General features: G+C 63.8%; 12 protein-coding genes. 3 read left to right on the top strand and 9 right to left on the bottom strand.

The window, feature by feature from the left end:
• The first annotated feature begins 27 nt into the window (after positions 1-27).
• The 3 genes from BLW02_RS10720 (at position 28) to phbB (ending at position 4169) form a co-directional block, all read left to right on the top strand.
• On the top strand, positions 28-1728 hold the full coding sequence (locus tag BLW02_RS10720; protein WP_092698422.1) for a PHA/PHB synthase family protein: 1701 nt from the start codon (positions 28-30) through the stop codon (positions 1726-1728).
• Positions 1729-1816: 88 nt separating this feature from the next.
• The gene (locus tag BLW02_RS10715) at positions 1817-2995 is read left to right on the top strand and encodes an acetyl-CoA C-acetyltransferase (protein ID WP_092698420.1); all 1179 of its coding nucleotides are present in this window, start codon (positions 1817-1819) and stop codon (positions 2993-2995) included.
• A 436-nt stretch (positions 2996-3431) separates the two neighbouring features.
• Positions 3432-4169, top strand: a complete 738-nt coding sequence (gene phbB / locus BLW02_RS10710; protein ID WP_092698418.1) for an acetoacetyl-CoA reductase — start codon at positions 3432-3434, stop codon at positions 4167-4169.
• Between the two features lie 376 nt (positions 4170-4545).
• On the opposite strand, the gene BLW02_RS10705 is transcribed toward phbB, so the two are convergent.
• The 9 genes from BLW02_RS10705 to BLW02_RS10665 all read right to left on the bottom strand — a co-directional run bounded on the left by BLW02_RS10705 (position 4546) and on the right by BLW02_RS10665 (position 15893).
• The gene (locus BLW02_RS10705) at positions 4546-6606 is read right to left on the bottom strand and encodes an ABC-F family ATP-binding cassette domain-containing protein (RefSeq protein ID WP_092698416.1); all 2061 of its coding nucleotides are present in this window, start codon (positions 6604-6606) and stop codon (positions 4546-4548) included.
• Complete coding sequence (gene prmB, locus BLW02_RS10700; protein WP_092698414.1) at positions 6606-7535, bottom strand: 50S ribosomal protein L3 N(5)-glutamine methyltransferase; 930 nt, start codon at positions 7533-7535, stop codon at positions 6606-6608. The genes BLW02_RS10705 and prmB overlap by 1 nt, the downstream gene beginning before the upstream one ends.
• The gene (gene dapE, locus BLW02_RS10695; protein ID WP_092698412.1) at positions 7532-8737 is read right to left on the bottom strand and encodes a succinyl-diaminopimelate desuccinylase; all 1206 of its coding nucleotides are present in this window, start codon (positions 8735-8737) and stop codon (positions 7532-7534) included. Before dapE ends, prmB begins: the two co-directional genes overlap by 4 nt.
• A gap of 23 nt (positions 8738-8760) precedes the next feature.
• Positions 8761-9921, bottom strand: coding sequence for a PilT/PilU family type 4a pilus ATPase (locus BLW02_RS10690; RefSeq protein WP_092698410.1), 1161 nt, complete (start codon positions 9919-9921; stop codon positions 8761-8763).
• A gap of 68 nt (positions 9922-9989) precedes the next feature.
• Positions 9990-10814, bottom strand: a complete 825-nt coding sequence (dapD, locus tag BLW02_RS10685) for a 2,3,4,5-tetrahydropyridine-2,6-dicarboxylate N-succinyltransferase (RefSeq protein WP_026436552.1) — start codon at positions 10812-10814, stop codon at positions 9990-9992.
• 4 nt (positions 10815-10818) lie between these two features.
• Complete coding sequence (gene dapC, locus BLW02_RS10680; RefSeq protein WP_092698408.1) at positions 10819-12024, bottom strand: succinyldiaminopimelate transaminase; 1206 nt, start codon at positions 12022-12024, stop codon at positions 10819-10821.
• A gap of 256 nt (positions 12025-12280) precedes the next feature.
• Complete coding sequence (gene rsxB / locus BLW02_RS10675; protein ID WP_092698406.1) at positions 12281-12973, bottom strand: electron transport complex subunit RsxB; 693 nt, start codon at positions 12971-12973, stop codon at positions 12281-12283.
• A complete protein-coding gene (locus tag BLW02_RS10670; RefSeq protein WP_092698404.1) occupies positions 12973-14574 on the bottom strand; it encodes a polyhydroxyalkanoate depolymerase in 1602 nt (533 codons plus the stop codon). The genes rsxB and BLW02_RS10670 overlap by 1 nt, the downstream gene beginning before the upstream one ends.
• Before the next feature lie 248 nt (positions 14575-14822).
• Positions 14823-15893 (bottom strand): GTP pyrophosphokinase, encoded by a 1071-nt coding sequence (locus tag BLW02_RS10665; RefSeq protein ID WP_092698402.1) that lies wholly within the window; start codon positions 15891-15893, stop codon positions 14823-14825.
• Positions 15894-16130 lie beyond the last annotated feature (237 nt).

Here is a 16130-nt window from a genome sequence, read left to right as displayed (position 1 = left end):
CGACCGACCAACCATTGAGGATGCAGCATGAATTCTGAAGCACTCTGGGCCCAAAGCGCCCAGCAATTCCAGCAGATTTTCGGGGACAGCTGGACGAAGGCGGTGCAATCCTTTCAATCCGCAGACCTGGCGGGCCGCACGCCAGGTGCCGCACCCTTGAAGTTTTCGCCGAACAAATTGCAGGCACTGCAGCAGCAGTATCTTCAGGATGCCCAGGAATTGTGGGCCCAGGGCCTGCAAACCACTCCCGAACTGAAAGACCGGCGTTTCGCGGGCGAGGGCTGGGCCAGCAACCCGGTGGCCGCGTTCTCCGCGGCGGCCTACCTGCTCAACGCGCGCACGCTGATGGGCCTGGCCGAGGCGGTCGAGGCCGACGCCAAGACCCGTGCCCGCATCCGCTTTGGCGTGGAGCAGTGGATGGCCGCCATGGCGCCCAGCAACTTTCTGGCTTTCAATGCCGAAGCGCAGAAAAAGGCCATCGAAACCAAGGGTGAAAGCATTGCCAAAGGCATGCAGAACCTGCTGCACGACATTACCCAGGGCCATGTGTCGATGACCGACGAAAGCCTGTTCGAGGTGGGCCGCAACGTGGCCACCACCGAGGGCGCGGTGGTGTTCGAGAACGAACTGTTCCAGCTGCTCGAATACAAGCCGCTCACCGCCAAGGTGTACGAGCGGCCGTTTTTGCTGGTGCCGCCGTGCATCAACAAGTTCTACATCCTGGATCTGCAGCCCGAGAATTCGCTGATCCGCTATGCCGTCGAGCAAGGCCACCGCACCTTTGTGGTGAGCTGGCGCAACCCCGACGACTCCCTGGGCCACAAGACCTGGGATGACTATGTCGAAGACGGCGTGATGGCCGCCATCGACGTGGTGCAGAACATCACGGGTGCCGAACAGATCAATGCCCTGGGTTTTTGCGTGGGCGGCACCATCCTGAGCAATGCGCTGGCCGTGCTGGCTGCGCGCGGCGATGAGCCCGTGGCCAGCGCCACCTTTTTGACCACGCTCATCGACTTCACCGACACCGGCATCCTGGACGTGTTCATCGACGAGAACTTCGTGAAGTTCCGCGAGATGCAGATGGGCAAGGGCGGGCTCATGAAAGGGCAGGACCTGGCCTCGACCTTCAGCTTCCTGCGGCCCAACGATCTGGTGTGGAACTACGTGGTGGGCAACTACCTCAAGGGCGAAACACCGCCACCGTTCGATCTGCTGTACTGGAATAGCGACAGCACCAACCTGCCCGGGCCGTTCTACGCCTGGTACCTGCGCAATTTCTACCTCGAAAACAACCTGGTCCAGCCCGGCAAGCTCACCGTCTGCGGCGAGAAGATGGACCTGGCCAACCTCACGCTGCCGGTCTATATCTACGGCTCGCGCGAAGACCATATCGTGCCCATCAATGCGGCCTATGCCTCCACCCAGGTGCTGCCCGGCAAGAAGCGCTTTGTGATGGGCGCCTCGGGGCATATCGCCGGTGTGATCAACCCGCCCGCCAAGGGCAAGCGCAGCCACTGGATTCGCGCCGACGGCAAGCTGCCCGCAACGCTCGACCAATGGCTGGAAGGCGCCACGGAGTACCCGGGCAGCTGGTGGACCGACTGGTCCGGCTGGCTCAAGGGCCACGCCGGCAAACAGGTTGCGGCACCCAAGGCCTACGGCAAAGGCGCCCGGTTCAAGGCCATCGAGCCGGCACCTGGCCGCTACGTGAAGCAAAAGGCCTGAGCGAACCGCTCCAAAGGGCTGCGAGAATCTGAAAACTCTCCGGGGCGCGTGCTTTCGCCCCCACCGATTTACTTCGAAAGGACTTTCCATGGAAGACATCGTCATTGTTTCTGCTGCCCGCACTGCCGTGGGTAAATTTGGTGGCGCTCTGGCCAAGACGCCCGCCACCGAACTGGGCTCCATCGTGATCCGCGAGGCCATCGCGCGGGCCGGGCTGGCGTCCGACCAGATCGGCGAAGTCATCATGGGCCAGGTGCTGACGGCTGGCGTGGGCCAGAACCCCGCGCGCCAGGCCGCCATGAAGGCGGGCGTGGCCAAGGAAACACCGGCCCTCACCATCAATGCAGTCTGTGGCTCGGGCCTCAAGGCGGTAATGCTGGCGGCCCAGGCCGTGGCCTGGGGCGACAGCGAAATCGTGGTGGCCGGCGGCCAGGAAAACATGAGCCTTTCGCCCCACGTGCTCAACGGTTCACGCGACGGCCAGCGCATGGGCGACTGGAAAATGGTCGACTCCATGATCGTCGATGGCCTGTGGGACGTTTACAACCAGTACCACATGGGCATCACGGCAGAAAACGTGGCCAAGGCCTACGGCATCACCCGCGACATGCAGGACGCCCTGGCCCTGGGCAGCCAGCAAAAGGCCGCCGCCGCGCAGGACGCAGGCAAGTTTGCCGATGAAATCGTGGGCGTGAGCCTGGCCCAGAAGAAGGGCGACCCCATCATTTTCAATGCCGACGAATACCTGAACCGCAAGACCAATGCCGAAGTGCTGGCGGGCCTGCGTCCGGCCTTCGACAAGGCGGGCAGCGTGACGGCGGGCAATGCCTCGGGCATCAACGATGGCGCCGCTGCCGTGGTGGTGATGAGCGCCAAGAAGGCTGCCGCCCTGGGCCTCAAGCCCCTGGCCCGCATTGCCGCCTTTGGCACCAGCGGCCTCGACCCGGCCACCATGGGCATGGGCCCGGTGCCCGCCTCGCGCAAGGCGCTGCAGCGCGCGGGCTGGAACGCTGCCGACGTGGACCTGTTCGAGCTGAACGAAGCCTTTGCAGCGCAAGCCTGCGCCGTCAACAAGGAACTGGCCATCGACCCCGCGAAGGTCAATGTGAACGGTGGCGCCATTGCCATCGGCCACCCCATTGGTGCGTCCGGCTGCCGCATCCTGGTCACGCTGCTGCACGAGATGCAGCGCCGCGACGCCCGGAAGGGCCTGGCGGCGCTGTGCATTGGCGGAGGGATGGGCGTGTCGCTGGCGCTGGAGCGCTGAGGGTACCCGCACGCCGCCTGCAAAGGCACCCCTTCATACGGTTTTGCCTTCAAACGTATCACTTCGTTGGTTCGCCTTGCCGTGCTAGAGCACTGTCTGCGGCTTCCCGCCTAGTTATCCGCTTGAATGCAAGACCGTGTCAGAAGCCGCGTTGCCACGCGGCTTTTTTGTTGCCGGTGGTGCTTGATGCCGCAGGCAGGGCGCACAGGCCTGTGCCCGCGGAGGCAGCCGCTGCGGGTGTGCTTATGCCGAAACGCGGTCTGGCGAGGACGGTTTGTGCCGGATCTCGGCCCTTTCTGCCATGCACAGCACGCGGGTGGGGATCGATCGGCGCAGTCTTGCAGAAAAAACGAAGGCTTCCGTGTTTTTCTTCACCGCAGCGTATCAATTCTTGGGTAGAGTGGGTGCGGAGCACATCACAACCAGGAGAAATCAAATGAGCCAGAAAGTAGCGTATGTCACCGGCGGCATGGGTGGCATCGGCACCGCCATCTGCCAGCGTTTGCACAAGGAGGGGTTCACGGTCATCGCCGGCTGTGGCCCCACGCGAGACTTCAGCAAGTGGCTCGATGAGCAAAAAGCGCTGGGCTACACCTTTTACGCATCGGTGGGCAATGTCGGCGACTGGGATTCCACCGTGGAAGCCTTCACCAAGACCAAGGCCGAACATGGTTCGATCGATGTGCTGGTGAACAACGCCGGTATCACGCGCGACCGCATGTTCCTCAAGATGACCCGCGAGGACTGGGACCAGGTGATCGAGACCAACCTCAACAGCATGTTCAATGTCACCAAGCAGGTGGTGGCCGACATGGTGGAAAAGGGCTGGGGCCGCATCATCAACATCAGCAGCGTGAATGGTGAGAAGGGCCAGGCGGGGCAGACCAACTATTCGGCCGCCAAGGCCGGCATGCACGGCTTTTCCATGGCGCTGGCGCAGGAACTGGCCACCAAGGGCGTGACGGTGAATACCGTGAGCCCGGGTTACATCGGCACTGACATGGTCAAGGCCATTCGCCCCGATGTGCTGGAGAAGATCGTGGCCACCGTGCCCGTCAAGCGCCTGGGCGAGCCCAGCGAAATTGCCTCCATCATCGCCTGGCTGGCTTCGGAAGAGGGAGGCTACGCCACCGGGGCTGATTTCTCCGTCAACGGTGGCTTGCACATGGGCTGACACGAAGCCCCGAAGCCGACAACAAAAAACCCCGCAATGCGGGGTTTTTTTGTTGAGAGGAACATGGATGAAGGGGCTACCACCGCCATGGTGGGCGGCTGCCACGCCCTCAAAGGCGGGCCGGTGCGCGTTTGCGGTCGCGTTCGTCTTCGGGCCAGGCGGACAAGATTGCGGTGGTATTCATACTGGAAAACTCCTGTGATGTACCAACAACGCGCTCACTCAAGGCTTGGTTGACGTCCAAACGCAAAAAAATGCAACCGTATCACTCGCTATTTTGATGAGAAAATTTGCTTCAAAAATAATAGCTGTCAGCGCAGGTATTTATTGGCTTAAAGACCAATAAATATCGGAAGAAATTACAAGATTTTACGTATCAGGCGCTGGCGCTCACGCCCATTTCTTCCAACTCAGCAGAAATTTCCAGCCAGCGTTCTTCCAGCCGTGCCGTTTCGTCGTGGCCGGTTTTCAGGCGCCGGCCCAGGTCGGCGATTTCCGCGGGCGCCAGCGCCTGGGTGAGGCGTTCTTCCAGGCCGGCCCGCTCGGCGACCAGGGTGGCCAGGCGTTGGTCGATCTGTTCGATTTCGCGTTTCAGGGGCCGCGTTTTTTCCGCCAGCTGCTGGCGCGCCTGGGCATCGAGCTTGCGCTGTTCCTTGGCATCGACAGTGGGTTTGGCATCCATTCGGCCTTTGGCGCCTGTCTGGTTTGCGCTGGCAGCTATGGAAACAGGGGCGGTAACCGCCACGACAACGGGTGCAGGCGCTGCAGCGGCCTTGAGTGCCGCGCTTTCGGCCGCCGCTTCGGTCTTGGCCAGTTCGCGCTGGCGCTTGGCCTCATCGAGCAGGTAGCGCTGGTAATCGTCGAGATCGCCATCAAACGGCCCCACGGCACCGCGGCCGACCATCCAGAACTCGTCGCACACGGCGCGCAGCAGGGCGCGGTCGTGGCTGACCAGCATGACGGTGCCTTCGAACTCGTTGAGCGCCATCGACAGCGCCTCGCGCGTGGCCAGGTCCAGGTGGTTGGTGGGCTCGTCGAGCAGCAGCAGGTTGGGGCGCTGCCAGACGATCATGGCCAGCACCAGGCGGGCTTTTTCGCCGCCGCTCATGCTGCCCACGCTCTGCTTGACCATGTCGCCGGTGAAGTTGAACGTGCCCAGGTAGCTGCGCAGGTCTTGCTCGCGACTGGCTTCGCGGCTGTTGGGGCCCAGTTCGCGCGCCAGGCGGATCATGTGCTCCAGCGGGTTTTCGTGCGGGCGCAGCACGTCCAGTTCCTGCTGAGCAAAGTAGCCGATCGACAGGCCCTTGCCCTCGGTCACGGTGCCGGCCAGCGGCGCCATGGTGCGGGCAATGGTCTTGACCAGCGTGGATTTTCCCTGGCCGTTGGCACCCAGGATGCCGATGCGCTGGCCCGCCAGCACGCTGCGGCTGACGTTTTCCAGGATGGTGGTTTGCGCACCGTCTTCGGCGCGGTAGCCAAACGAGGCGTCGCTGATGGCCAGCATCGGGTTGGGTAGGTTCTGCGGCTCCTTGAATTCGAAGGTGAATTCGGCATCGGCCAGCACGGGGGCGATCTTTTCCATGCGGTCGAGCGCCTTGACCCGGCTTTGCGCCTGCTTGGCCTTGCTGGCCTTGGCCTTGAAGCGGTCGATGAACTTCTTGAGGTGGGCGATCTTTTCCTGCTGCTTGGCAAAGCTGGCCTGCTGCAATTCGAGCTGCTGGGCGCGCAGATCCTCGAACTTGCTGTAGTTGCCACCGTAGCGCGTGATCTGCGCGTTGTCGATGTGCATGGTGACGTTGGTCACGGCATCGAGGAACTCGCGGTCGTGGCTGATGACGATCATCGTGCCTTCGTAGCGCTTGAGCCAGGCTTCCAGCCAGACCAGGGCATCGAGGTCCAGGTGGTTGGTGGGCTCGTCGAGCAGCAGCAGATCGGACGGGCACATCAGCGCGCGGGCCAGCTGCAGGCGCATGCGCCAGCCGCCCGAGAAGCTGTTGACGGGTTTGTCCAGCTCGGACACCTTGAAGCCCAGGCCCAGGATCAGTGCCTGCGCACGTGGAATGGCGTCGTGGTCGCCGGCATCGGCCAGGTCGGTGTAGGCGTGGGCGATGGCCATGCCGTCATCTTCGGCTTCGGCCTGCACCAGTTGGGCGCGCAGTTCGACGAGGCGGGTGTCTCCGGTGACGACGAAGTCGGTGGCGGACTCATCGGTTTCGGGCATGTTCTGCGCGACCTGCGCCATGCGCCACTGGGGCGGGATGTAGAAATCGCCCCCGTCTTCGTGCAGGGAGCCATTGAACAGGGCAAACAGGCTGGATTTTCCGGCGCCGTTGCGGCCCACCAGACCGACTTTTTCGCCGGGGTTGATGGTGGCGTTGACGCCATTGAGCAGCACCTTGGCGCTGCGGCGCAAGGTGACATTTTTAAGAGTGATCATCAGGAGGAAAAATAGGAAACCAGGGCCTGGCGTGTGGCCAGAAGCACCTGGTCTTCGCCCGCGCTGGTATCTATCCAGTACACGGGCAGCTGCCCGAAGGCCGCTTCAAAGTGGGCGCGTTCGTTGCCGATTTCGAGAATGAGGACCGCATTTTCGCTCATGCGTGCGGGGGCGTCCTGCAGCAGCTGGCGAATGAAGTCCATGCCATCGGTGCCGCCCGCCAGGGCCAGGGTGGGTTCTGCCAGGTATTCGGCGGGCAGTTGCGCCATGCTGGCCGCGTTGACGTAGGGCGGGTTGCACAGGATCAGGTCCCACGGGCCGGGCAACTGGGCCAGGCCGTCCGACAGCTGCAGCGCGATGCGGTCCTGCAGGCCGTGCCGGTCCACATTGATGCGGGCCACGGCCAGTGCGTCGGGCGAGATGTCGGCGCCCGTGACTTCGACTTCGGGCCAGGCCATGGCCGCCAGCACGGCCAGGCTGCCGTTGCCGGTGCACAGGTCGAGCACGCGGCGCGTGTGCGCGCCCAGGAAATCATCGATGCTGCCATCGGCCAGCAGCTCGGCGATGAAGCTGCGCGGCACGATGGCGCGCTCGTCCACGTAAAACGGCACGCCCTGCAGCCAGGCCTCGCGGGTCAGGTAGGCGGCGGGTTTGCGGGTGCGGATGCGTTCTTCAAAAAGTGTAGCTGCCAGGGCAAGTTGATCCTGGTCTACAGGCTGATTTGCCACGGAATCTGGGCCATCGCCCAGGTTGCTGTCGAGCGGCAGCCCGAGGCGCCACAGCACCAGCCAGGCGGCTTCGTCCTGGGCATTGGTGGTGCCGTGCCCGAAGGAAACGCCCGCGGCGGTGAGCAGTGCGGCGCCCGACTGCACCAATGCGCCCACGGTGGCGCCTTGCAAGGTGGGCAGGGCGGTGGTGGAGCCGGTCATGCCGCGGCCGCCTGGGTGGCTGCGGGCGCCAGGCTGGCCATCTGGTTCAGGTTTTCGAGGGTGCGGCGGTAGATGGCCTTGAGCGGTTCGATGTCGGCCACGACCACATGCTCGTCGATCTTGTGGATGGTGGCGTTGGGCGGCCCCAGCTCAATCACCTGGGGGCAGATCTGCGCGATGAAGCGGCCGTCGCTGGTGCCACCGGTGGTGGACAGTTCGGTGCTCAGTCCGGTTTCGGCCAGGATGGCCCGCTGCACGGCCGTGACGAGGTCGCCCGGTGTGGTCAGGAAGGGCTGGCCGCCCAGCGTCCACTGCAGGTCGTATTCGAGGCCATGGCGGTTCAGCAGGGTGTGCACGCGCTGCTTGAGCTTTTCGGCGGTGGATTCGGTGGAGAAGCGGAAATTGAAGTCCACCACCACCTCGCCCGGAATCACATTGGTGGCGCCGGTGCCGCCATGCATGTTGCTGATCTGCCAGCTGGTGGGAGGAAAGAAGGCATTGCCCGGGTCCCACTCGGTGGCGGCCATCTCGGCCAGCGCCGGCAGCGCCTGGTGGATGGGGTTGCGTGCCAGCTGCGGATAGGCGATGTGGCCCTGGATGCCGCGCACGGTGAGCTTGCCGCTGAGCGTGCCGCGCCGGCCGTTCTTGATCATGTCGCCGGTCTTTTCGACCGAAGTGGGTTCGCCCACGATGCAGTAGTCGAGCGGCTCGCCGCGCGCCCGGAGCTGCTCTACCACCACCTTGGTGCCGTCCACCGAGGGGCCCTCCTCATCGCTGGTCAGCAGAAAGGCGATCGAGAGGTGCGGATCGGGGTGGGTGGCCAGGAATTCTTCCACCGCCACGACGAAGGCGGCGATGGAGGTTTTCATGTCGCTGGCGCCGCGGCCAAAAAGTTTGCCGTCCTTGTGCGTGGGCGTGAAGGGGTGGCTGCTCCACTGTGCCAGCGGGCCGGTGGGCACCACGTCGGTGTGACCGGCAAATACGATGGTCTTTGTAGCTTGCTGAGCAGATGGTGCAAGCGCCGCAGGCCGTTTTGCCCACAAATTGCTGACGCGGAAATGGTCGGGGCCACTGTCCAGGCGTTCGCACACAAAACCCAGCGGGGCCAGGCGTGCCGCCAGCAGGTCAAGGCAGCCGGCGTCCTCCGGCGTGAGGGAGGGCAGGGAGATGAGCTGTTCGGCCAGGTGCAGGGTGCGGGACATCGGGGAATTCAGGTGAGGCCGGGTCAGGCGGCTTTGACGTCCAGCACGATTTCGGTGAAAGAAGGTTGGTCGTCGGGGATGTCCCGCGCCTCTTTCTGGGCCCTGGCAGCGTTGGCCGCCAGGGCGAAGTCGTTTTGCAGACGCCACATGAGGTTGGTGGGCGAGTCGGCGTGGGCCAGTCCTTCCTTGCGGTCGATCTTGCCTTCCATGATGTGGTGGGCCAGGGCTTCTTCGAAGGTCTGCGAGCCTTCGGCCATGGATTTTTCCATGGCCTCCTTCACGCCCGAGAAGTCGCCCTTTTCCACCAGCTCGGAAACGAGCTTGGTGTTGAGCATGATTTCCACGGCGGGCACGCGGCCACCTTCCACCGTGCGCACCAGTCGCTGCGACACCACCGCCTTGAGCGCCGATGCCAGATCGCCCAGCATGGTGGGGCGCACCTCGACGGGGTAAAAGCTCAAAATCCGGTTGAGCGCGTGGTAGCTGTTGTTGCCGTGCAGCGTGGCCAGGCACAGGTGGCCGGACTGTGCATAGGCAATGGCCGCCGACATGGTTTCCCGGTCGCGGATTTCACCGATCAGGATCACGTCAGGGGCCTGGCGCAGTGCGTTCCTGAGAGCCGTCTGCAGCGACTGGGTGTCGCTGCCGATCTCGCGCTGGTTCACGATCGATTTCTTGTTCTTGAACTGGTATTCCACCGGGTCCTCGATGGTGAGGATGTGCCCGGTCAGCTGTTCGTTGCGGCTGTCGATCATCGACGCCAGCGTGGTGCTCTTGCCCGAGCCCGTGGCGCCCACCACCAGGATGAGGCCGCGCTTTTCCATGATCAGTTCGCGCAGAACGGGCGGCAGGCCCAGCGAACCGAGCTCGGGTATGTGCTGCGAGATGAAGCGGATGACCACCGCATAACTGCCGCGCTGGCGCATGGCGCTGACACGGAAACGACCCACACCGGTCAGCGGCACGCCCATGTTGAGTTCGCCGGTTTCTTCCAGCTCTTCGATGCGGTCCGGTGGCACCACCTCGGAGAGCAGGTTGCGCGGCGCGTCGGGCGGCAGGATCTGGTTGTTGATCGGCACGCATTCGCCGTTGATCTTGATCAGCGCTGGCGCGTTGGCCGACAGATAGACATCGGAGGCCTTCTTCTCCGCCATCAGGCGCAGGATTCGTTCCATCGTGCTCATGGTGTTTCCCTCTCGTTGTTCGTGTCGGCTGTGGTGGCAATTGCGCTGGCGTGGGCGGTCAGCCGCGCTCAGTCGCGCAGCAGATCATTCAGGCTGGTCGTCGAGCGGGTCTTGGCATCCACCTTCTTGACGATGATGGCGGCGTACATGCTGTACTTGCCGCCTTCCTTGGGCAGGCTGCCGCTGATGACCACCGAGCCGGCGGGCACGCGGCCGTAGCTGATTTCGCCGGTGGAGCGGTCATAGATCGGGGTGCTCTGGCCGAGGTACACGCCCATGCTGATGACGGAGTTTTCTTCCACGATCACGCCTTCGACCACTTCGGAGCGGGCACCGATGAAGCAGTTGTCTTCGATGATGGTGGGGTTGGCCTGCAGCGGCTCTAGCACGCCGCCCAGGCCCACGCCGCCCGACAGGTGCACGTTCTTGCCCACCTGCGCGCAGCTGCCCACGGTGGCCCAGGTATCGACCATCGTGCCTTCATCGACATACGCGCCGATGTTCACGTAGGACGGCATCAGGATGGCGCCCTTGGCGATGAAGCTGCCGCGGCGCGCCACGGCCGGTGGCACCACGCGCACGCCGGTGGCGGCCATTTCGTCGGCGCTGAGATTGCCGAACTTGGTGGGCACCTTGTCATAAAACCCCAGGTCGCCGGCCTCGATGAGTTCGTTGTCCTTGAGGCGGAACGACAGCAGCACGGCCTTCTTGATCCATTGGTGCACGGTCCACTGGCCCACGCCTTCGCGGGTGGCGACGCGCAGCTTGCCGTTGTTGAGCTCGGAAATCACATGCTCGACTGCGTCCTGCACTTCTTTGGGAGCGGAGGCGGGCGAGAGGTTGGCGCGGTTGTCCCAGGCGTTGTCGATGAGGGTCTGGAGTTGTTGGGTCATGGTGTCAGGCAGTACGGGATTGGATGAATTGGACGATGCGCAGCGCGGCTTCCACGCATTCTTCGGTATCGGCCACCAGGGCCATGCGCACGCGCTGGGCGCCGGGGTTGCTGCCCTGGGCCTCGCGGGCCAGGTAGCTGCCCGGCAGCACGGTGACATTGTATTGAGCCAGCAAGGCCTGGGCGAACTCGGTGTCGGTCATGCCCAGGGCCTCGGGCACCCTGGCCCAGAGGTAAAAGCCGGCGTCAGGCAAGGAGACATCCATCACGCCGGCGAGCAGGGGCGTGACCTGCGCAAACTTCTTGCGGTAGAGCGTGCGGTTTTCCACCACATGCTGCTCGTCGCTCCAGGCGGCGATGCTGGCGGCCTGCACCACCGGCCCCATGGCGCTGCCGTGGTAGGTGCGGTACAGCAAGAAGGCCTTCATCAGGGCGGCATCACCGGCCACAAAGCCGCTGCGCAGCCCCGGCACATTGCTGCGCTTGGACAGGCTGGTGAATGACACCAGGTTCTTGAAGTCGCTGCGCCCCAGTTGGGCGGCCGCCTGCAGGCCCCCCAGCGGGGGCTCGTCGCGGAAGTAGATCTCGCTGTAACACTCGTCCGAGGCGATGACGAAGCCATGGCGGTCGCTCAGCTCGAACAGCTTTTGCCATTCGGACAGCGGCATCACGGCGCCTGTCGGGTTGCCGGGCGAGCAGACAAACAGCAGCTGCGTGCGCTGCCACACCGCCTCGGGCACGCTGTCCCAGTCCACCGCAAAGTTGCGGGCCGGGTCGCTGGGGGCGTAATAGGGTGTTGCGCCGGCCAGTACGGCCGCGCCTTCGTAGATTTGATAGAACGGGTTGGGGCAAACCACCACGGGCTGGCCTCGGGACGGGTCGATCACGGTCTGGGCAAAGGCAAACAGGGCTTCGCGCGATCCGTTCACGGGAAGTACCTGGGTGCCGGCATCCACGGCCAGGCCGTAGCGTTTCGACAGCCAGGCAGAAAACGCCTCGCGCAGGCGCAACTCGCCCGCCGTGGCTGGATAGCTGGCCAGCCCGCCCAGGTTGGCGCTGATGGCATCCTTGATGAACTGCGGCGTAGGGTGGCGCGGCTCACCCATGCCCAGGCTGATCGGACTCAAGGCCGCAGGGGGGGTGACCCCCGAAAAAAGCTGCCGCAGCCGCTCGAATGGGTAGGGCTGCAGATGGGAAAGCAGGGGATTCATGGGGCTGCATTATGGGCGATGCCTTGCCCGCGCTGACCGTGCCGCCACGCTGAAAAGGGGATCACCGAAGGAAAACCCATGAGGCCTGCATGTGTCAATCCGGCGTAAGTGGCGCTTTTCCGTATGTTTGTCGCTATTTGAAACCTGTCGGAGATGCCATGCCAGGGTTCTGCTTGCTGCGGCCGGGCCAGTGGCTTATGCGCTGGCTCCCTCTGTCCGGCTGGCAAGTACCGCTATTTCGGCTGCAGCGGCGGGCTCATCGCGAGGCAGGGCCTCGCCGCTGCCGTGCACGGGCCATGGCCGCTGCGATGGCGGCCTGGCGTGTCTCCTGCGCCGTCGAGGCCGTGGAGGCCGGCGAAGCCGGTGCAGTGCCCGCATCAGGGGGGACGGGCGTGCCGCCATCTGGCCCGGCCTCGGGTGGTTCGGCGCCGGTCTGCGCCAGCCGTTGCTGGCGCGCGGTGTAGCGCTGGCGTGCGGCGTCGGCCTGGGCCGGGGTCCAGGCGGCCCAGCCGGTGGCGCTGCCGCTGGCATTTTCCAGCTGGATGCAGTCCACGGGGCACACCGGTATGCACAACTCGCAACCCGTGCAATGGGCTGGCATCACGGTGTGCATGAGCTTGTTGGCGCCCACGATGGCATCGGTGGGGCAGGCCTTGATGCACAGGGTGCAGCCAATGCACCAGTTTTCATCGATGACGGCCACCGTCCGCGGGGCCTCCAGTCCGTGGTCTGGATTGAGCGGCTGCACGGCCTGGCCCGTGATGGCCGCCAACCGGGCCACCCCCTCCTGTCCGCCCGGTGGGCACTGGTTGATGGATGCGATTCCTGCGGCGATGGCCTGCGCATAGCTGGCGCAGTCGGGGTAGCCGCAGCGGGTGCACTGCGTCTGGGGCAGGGCCGCGTTGATGCGCTCTGCCAGTTCGTCCACGTTCTGCCGCAAGCCTGGCATCAGGCCTTGCGTGCTGCGGAGCGCTTGGCGCCGGGCGTTGCCGGCGCTGCGGTCTTGGCAATGGCTTCACCGCCCGCGGGCTTGACCCACCGGGTGGCCACACCGGCCGGTGCCGGGTTTGAGCGGACTTCCTGCACGGCCTTGGGCGCAGAGGCCTTGGCAGGACGCGGGGCGGTGGCTGACTTGGCGGCGCGCGCGCTGGTGGCCTGCGGAGCTGCTTTGGCAGCAGCTTGCATCGGCGCGGCAGGTGCCACCACGGGTGCGCTCGGTGCGGGGGCTGCGCTGACCGACACGACCGGTTCGTTGGCCGGTGCGGGCGTGGAGGGTTGGGCTCGGGGCGCCTGGTGCTGCTGGATGAAGGCGCGCACCTTGGGATACACGATCTCGCGCCAGCGCCGACCGCTGAAAATGCCGTAGTGACCCGCGCCCTTGGCTTCAAGGTGGTGCTGCTCCTTGCGCTCGATGCCGGTGCACAGGTCGTGCGCGGCCTCCGTCTGGCCCGAGCCGGAGATGTCGTCGATCTCGCCCTCTACCGTGAACAGCGCGGTGGTCGTGATGTCCTGCGGACGCACGCGCTCGATCTTGCCTTCGGGCGAGCGCACATCCCAGGTGCCGTTGACCAGGCTGTAGTCCTGGAACACGGTCTTGATGGTTTCCAGGTAGTAATCCGCATCCATGTCCAGTACGGCGTTGTATTCGTCGTAGAACTTGCGGTGCGCTTCGGCGCTGGCGTCGTCGCCCTTGATCAGGTCCTTGAAATAGTCGTAGTGGCTGGTGGCATGGCGGTCGGGGTTCATGGCCACAAAGCCGGTGTACTGGAGGAAACCGGGGTACACGAGGCGGCCGGCGCCCGGAAAGTTGTCGGGCACCCGGAAGATCACGTTGTTTTCAAACCACTCGTAGCTGCGGTTCGTGGCCAGGTTGTTCACCGTGGTGGGGGACCTGCGTGCATCGATGGGGCCACCCATCATGGTCATGGTGATGGGGGTGGTTTCGCCCCGGCTGGCCATCAGCGACACGGCGGCGAGCACCGGCACGGTGGGCTGGCAGACACTGATCACATGGCAGTTGCCATAGATGCCCTGCAGGTGGCGAATGAACTCCTGCACATAGTTCACATAGTCGTCGAGGTGGAACTCCCCCTCGGACAGGGGCACCAGGCGGGCACTGCGCCAGTCGGTGATGTAGACCTTGTGGTCCTTGAGCATGGTGCGCACGGTGTCGCGCAGCAAGGTGGCGTAGTGGCCCGACAGCGGCGCCACGATCAGCACCACGGGCTGGGTCTTGAGCTTGGTCAGCGTGGCCGGATCGTCCGAAAAGCGCTTGAAACGGCGCAGTTCGCAAAAGGGCTTGTTGATCTCGACGCGCTCATGGATGGCCACGCCCACGCCGTCCACATCCACCGTGGGAATGTCGAATTCCGGTTTTTCATAGCCCTTGCCCAGGCGGTAGAGCAGGTCGTAGCCGGCAGAAACGCGCTGCGCGAGCGGCATTTGGCTCAGGAAGGAGGAGGGGTGGCTGTACAGCTTGGAGGCCGCTTGGGCAAATTCGGCAAAGGGCTCCATCAGGGAGCGTTGGGTTTCGTAGATCTGGTAGAGCATGGGTGAAACTCCGTTATGTTGCAGTGCAATATAACAGCAACTCGTTACGAGTGTCTGGAGTGAAACCACCAATCCGAAGTCACCTGGGGGACAAACCGGTGAGATCGGGGAATGGCCTGTATATTTGTCTTTGATGCTATAAAAATTAGAGCTTCATGCGCAATACTGTTAATCGCTAACAGTAATTTTATTCTTGTTTTTTGCGTGCAACCTGGTGGTGCCGGGGCACGCTGCTGTCTTTGTCTGCCTCAAGGGCTGCCGTGCTCCTGCAGCCAGGCTTCGAAGCTTTCCCGCGCCACGTTGCGCAGGGCCGGGCGGAACGCGGTGCTGTTACTGAGGTACAGGCAGTGGCGGATCACGGTGTAGGGGTTGAAGCTGCCCTGCGGGTTCTGTTCTTCAAAGTGCAGCTTGTAGCGTTTGACCACGGCGATGGTTTCACGCAGCAGCGCATTGAAACGCGCGCGCGTCATGCCGGGCGACCAGCTCTGGATGTCGTCCACGAAACTATCCACCTTGTAGGGTTCGAACTCGAAATCCTTGAAGAAGTGGTTGGCAATCTTGAGGAAGGTGAAGGCGTTGAGCTCGCTGCCGGGGGGCGCTAGCTTGTCTGCCATCGGTGCTCCGGCTTCCGGCAGGACTTCGGCGGTTTCGTCGGGCGCCTCCAGCAACTCGGCTGCGGTGGCGTCGCGGATCTGGCGAAACTCGCGGTCGGCCAGCTCGAACAGTGCCGACAGCACATTGATGCGGCGCTTGAGCTGGCCAGGAATCGATTTCTTGTACTTGATCTTGTGGTCCAGCACGCTCCACGAGTCCTGGATGATGGTGCGCACCTGCAACTCGAAAGCATGGTCCGCGCAGGCGGCATGCTCAGGCAATGCCCGCCGGGCAGCGTTGAGCCGCAGGTCCAGGTGCAGGCCCTTGTAGCCAAACGAGGCCTCGGTGCCTTCCACAGCCGCTACCTTGTCGGTGACATCCATCACGTCAAAGTGCGAGCGCACCAGGCGGGCCACCTTGTCGAGCTCGTCTTCATACAGGCAAACCACGCGCACCCCGATCAGGTCGGTGATGTAGGGGGCAATCTCATAGGGCTGGTTGGCTTCTTCCAGCATCGGCCGGTACTTGCGGGTGAATTTACGGATGGACTCTTCCTTGTCCTTCACGCGCCCCTCGATCTTGGATACATCCACCTGCCCTGAAGGGGTCAGCAAGGAAGTGAGCAGGGCGACGAAGGACGCGCAGGCCTCCTGCAAACGGGGCAGATTCTGCGCATGGAAGGCATGGAAGCGGGTTTCTTCCCGTTCAAAGTCAAGCGATGGCATAGGGGGCTTTCGAATGCACCTGTACCCCGGATCGTAAGGCCGGCATGGCCCTGTGTGGCTGTCGGGGGCAGGTCTGTTGCCGTGTTTGCATATCGCCACAGGGCAGGGGCAGTTCGCGGGGACGCATACAAATACTTAGGATCACCCCTTTCAAGGTGTAGTCGTCCCCTTGAGCACCCGGTCAGTGGAGACATGAGATCGAGCGGTCTTGCCGTCCACATAGCCTTTGCCGTTCTC

Origin of the sequence: Acidovorax soli (genome assembly GCF_900107605.1) — a bacterium.
GTDB classification, from domain to species: Bacteria; Pseudomonadota; Gammaproteobacteria; order Burkholderiales; family Burkholderiaceae_C; genus Acidovorax; species Acidovorax soli.
The sequence above is the reverse complement of the archived record's forward strand: the minus strand, read 5'-3'. Positions and strand labels throughout refer to the sequence as shown.